Annotated in this window: 3 protein-coding genes; 2 read left to right on the top strand and 1 reads right to left on the bottom strand. The window is 62.3% G+C overall.

Annotation, left to right across the window (positions count from 1 at the left end; translation table 11 throughout):
- Window positions 1–294 precede the first annotated feature (294 nt).
- Window positions 295–786: a phosphate-starvation-inducible PsiE family protein gene (locus J0F76_RS20260; protein WP_207472238.1), complete on the top strand. Its 492-nt coding sequence runs from the start codon at window positions 295–297 to the stop codon at window positions 784–786.
- Between the two features lie 335 nt (window positions 787–1121).
- On the opposite strand, the gene J0F76_RS20255 is transcribed toward J0F76_RS20260, so the two are convergent.
- Window positions 1122–1556, bottom strand: a complete 435-nt coding sequence (locus J0F76_RS20255; RefSeq protein WP_207472237.1) for a BLUF domain-containing protein — start codon at window positions 1554–1556, stop codon at window positions 1122–1124.
- A gap of 952 nt (window positions 1557–2508) precedes the next feature.
- Between J0F76_RS20255 and J0F76_RS20250 the strand changes: the two genes are divergently transcribed.
- Window positions 2509–3003 carry a DUF3768 domain-containing protein gene (locus tag J0F76_RS20250; protein ID WP_207472236.1) on the top strand — a complete coding sequence of 165 codons (495 nt, stop codon included), beginning with the start codon at window positions 2509–2511 and terminating at the stop codon, window positions 3001–3003.
- Window positions 3004–3170 lie beyond the last annotated feature (167 nt).

The raw sequence follows: 3170 nt of genomic DNA, 5'->3' as shown, positions 1-3170 counted from the left end.
AGACCCCCCATACCTGCCTCAGCAGAAGGGAAGCACATCATAGGCTAGCTGGGAATCCTGAATCTCGATGCCCGCGACATGCTCTAATGGAGCCCCGCCGCAAACGAGACCAGCGGCGGGGCTCTTTCGCAGGAAGACTGAGGAACGATCGATAGTCTGGGCCCGGAGTCCCGGCTCTCGACACATAACAATTGGTTCCTGGCTCCATCGCAGGTAAAGAATTCCCGAATGATCCCGGTCTGCGGCGAAGCCAGGGAGAGCTTGTCTATTCGGGGGGAACTTCGAGGGGTACTGATGAAAGACCTGAAACCATCCGGGCTAACCCGTGAACAATGGTCGGCGATGACGCTCTACGAGAAGTTCGAACAGGTCGTCATTTTCGTCCTCAGCGCCATCATTGCGGTTATCGTCGTGGCGTCGGTTTGGGCGCTGATGCGCGAGGTCGTGAACCGGTTGGTCTTGGGAGCGTTCAACACGCTCGATTACGCCACCTTCCAGGTGGTGTTCGGAATGATCTTCACCGTTGTAATTGCGCTCGAGTTCAAGCGCTCCCTTCTTGTGGCGACAGAACGCAGCTTCGGCATTCTCCAGGTCCGCACGATCGTGCTGATCGCGCTCCTCGCGATCGCGCGCAAATTTATCATCCTCGATCTTGGCGAGACGGAGCCAGCCAAGATTGCCGCCCTCGCGGGCGCGGCTCTTGCGCTCGGAGCAGTCCACTGGCTGGTGCGCGATCAGGACCGGCGCGAAGAGCCCGGTGCTAAAAATGCCGAAGGCGATCAATGAGCCGAAGCGTTTTCGTTCGACTTGTTTCATCAACCTCTGCCGCACTCATCATCATAAGGGCACCTCGATTTTTGACCTTTTCCGGTCGCGGGTCGCGGGCTCGGCGGCTTGAAATGGGCGTGATGCCACCCGTCAGTGCCCTTGTGCGCTACGAGGTCTTTGATGCTTTGCCTGTCGCGCGCGGCGTTTCGTGCCGCACGACTTGATTTCCGCGCCCCTGGGTTAGCTTGCGGCGCTTCCGCTTGCGCGAGGCTGGGTCCAAGCGAGGCCAAGACCGCCAAGGTGGTGTTCAAGATATTCATGGTTCTTCTTCTGAAAGCGCAGGCTACCCTGGGCTACTCTGCCATTTCTGGGGTCTTGTCGCTGTTGTCCTCTGATAGCGCGAGGCACAGCCCTTCAATCTTGGCTTGGGGAAGTTGCGCGGGGTCGAATACGCCGTTTACCCAATAGCGATCCTGGATCTCCAGCGGGATCTCTGCCGCCTTCAAGCAGCGCATGCTCCAATGGGAGAACAGTCGATTTCTGGCCTCGCCAGCAAGCAGGACGCGGATCCTTTGATGCCTATCATCCTTCATGATCCGCATCATGCACTCGGCAACTGCTGTTCTGCCCCCCTCCAGAAGCTGTAGGAAGTCCTCATCGCCGGCGATGAGCAGGCCCGTGATGCCGTCGTTCGCATTGTTCTTGCATGACCTGTCGAAGATGTCGCGCAGCGATTCTTCGGAGGTTCCACCATGGTGTGAGGCATAGACGAGTCGAGTAAGTTGCATGCAGTTTTTGTTTCCTTCTGGTCAGGCTGGGAGCTTTTGACCCTCAAAACGTCCCACCACAATTGGTTCGTACAAAAAAGTTGCGGCACCCATCTGTGCTTCATGCCTCCTACTGGTTCAGCAGGATCTTGCCGCATCCCGGCTTGTACCGGGATCGCGCTCCAGGCTTCGCCCGGCGGGCGCCGGCCTGCGCCCCGAGCCTGGACCCCCTGCCCCTCCTTTGCGGCTTTTCCCGCGCTGTCTGTCTCGTCCCGAGCCAGCCTTTGCGGGGCCGCAATAGTCGGTCCAGCGGCCCAGTCTCGGCCCTGTCGGGTTGCGATCGCTTGCGGGCAGCCCGGTTGTCCAGCCGCGCACTGGCCCGACCTTGGGAGGGACGGTGTGGGGCCCAAGCAGGCTGTAAGCGAGACTACAAGGATCGAGCACACAGCCTGTGGTCAACCGGGGTGGCGGTAGTGTGATCCGGTCCAACCTTCCCACAGGGCGGCTCGCTTCCCTTCGCTCCATGAGGGGCGCGTCCAGGTCGCCGCCCTGCAAGGCCCGCCGCCAGGAGAGGGGCGGCAGGCTGGATAGCTTCGACGGGGAACGATGATCGAGGCAAAGGCGCGTGGCCGCGCCTGGCCGGGGGATTCGGTCAAGCCGAACGCCCCTGACCTTTGTGGGGCCACGCGCGAAGGGCGCGTGTCCGTTCAGGGGAACCGCCGGTTCCCCCACGCAAGGCCGTCCGCTTGACGGGGCGAAGGGGTGTCCCCGGCCTTCCTGCGCGCTTTGCGCTTCGTGCAGGCCGGGTGATCCCCCTCCCCTTCGCCCCTACGGACAACCTTGCGCGGGTCCCCCTCCTGCCCTCGCCGGGAGGCAGGGTTTCAGGAGAGGGCCGCTTCGCGGTCCTCGCCAGAAACCCCGCCCGATCATCCGGCACCAGACCGGCAAAGGGCAGCACCACAAGGAGGCCGAAATGGCGCTCAACACCACTGATACCCCTGCGACGACCGCCAGCGTTTTTCGCTGCGCGTCCTGCCGCGACCACTACCATTCCGAGGATGCAGGCCCCGGCTTTTGCCCGATCTGCAACCCCGCCGAGCAGGCCCGCGACCAGATGCTGCGGATTATGATCGCGGAACAGAATGATGCCTTCCGTCGCGCCCTGGGCTTTGCGGCCCTTTGGCGCGGCCAGCATCTGAAAGGCCGCACCGTCGCCACGCCGGGCTTTCGCGCCATTCCCGAGCGCACCCAAGCCGCGCTGATGAACGCGGTTATCACCTTCACCGACTGGACCGAGGACAACGACCCTTACGGGGATCATGCCTTTGGCCGCGTCGAGGCGCATGGCGTGGCGATCTTCTGGAAGATCGACCTTTACGACACCGCCTATCACTTCGGCGCGGAAACCCCGTCCGACCCCGAGCAGACGCGCCGTGTTCTGACGCTCTACCTGCCGTCCGAACACTGACCCCGCAATCGGCCTGCTGTGGCTCCGTCAGCAGGCCGACCCTTCCCACACCGTCAGCCTGAAAGGGGGTGAACTCATGAGCTGAGAACGGCGGTGAGAAATTAGGCCACGGAAGCGGCGGCATGGAGCTGCTGCGGGCGGCGTAAAAGTCGTCCACCCTTTCCCTT

The organism is Paracoccus fontiphilus, assembly GCF_017356265.1.
Classification (GTDB): domain Bacteria; phylum Pseudomonadota; class Alphaproteobacteria; order Rhodobacterales; family Rhodobacteraceae; genus Paracoccus; species Paracoccus fontiphilus.
This window is presented reverse-complemented; position numbering and strand designations above follow the sequence as displayed.

Excerpts from the sequence above, each read along its gene's own strand:
- J0F76_RS20250 (WP_207472236.1), top strand. The coding sequence starts at position 2,509 with ATGGCGCTCAACACCACTGATACCCCTGCGACGACCGCCAGCGTTTTT.
- J0F76_RS20260 (WP_207472238.1), top strand. The coding sequence starts at position 295 with ATGAAAGACCTGAAACCATCCGGGCTAACCCGTGAACAATGGTCGGCG.
- J0F76_RS20255 (WP_207472237.1), bottom strand. The coding sequence starts at position 1,556 with ATGCAACTTACTCGACTCGTCTATGCCTCACACCATGGTGGAACCTCC.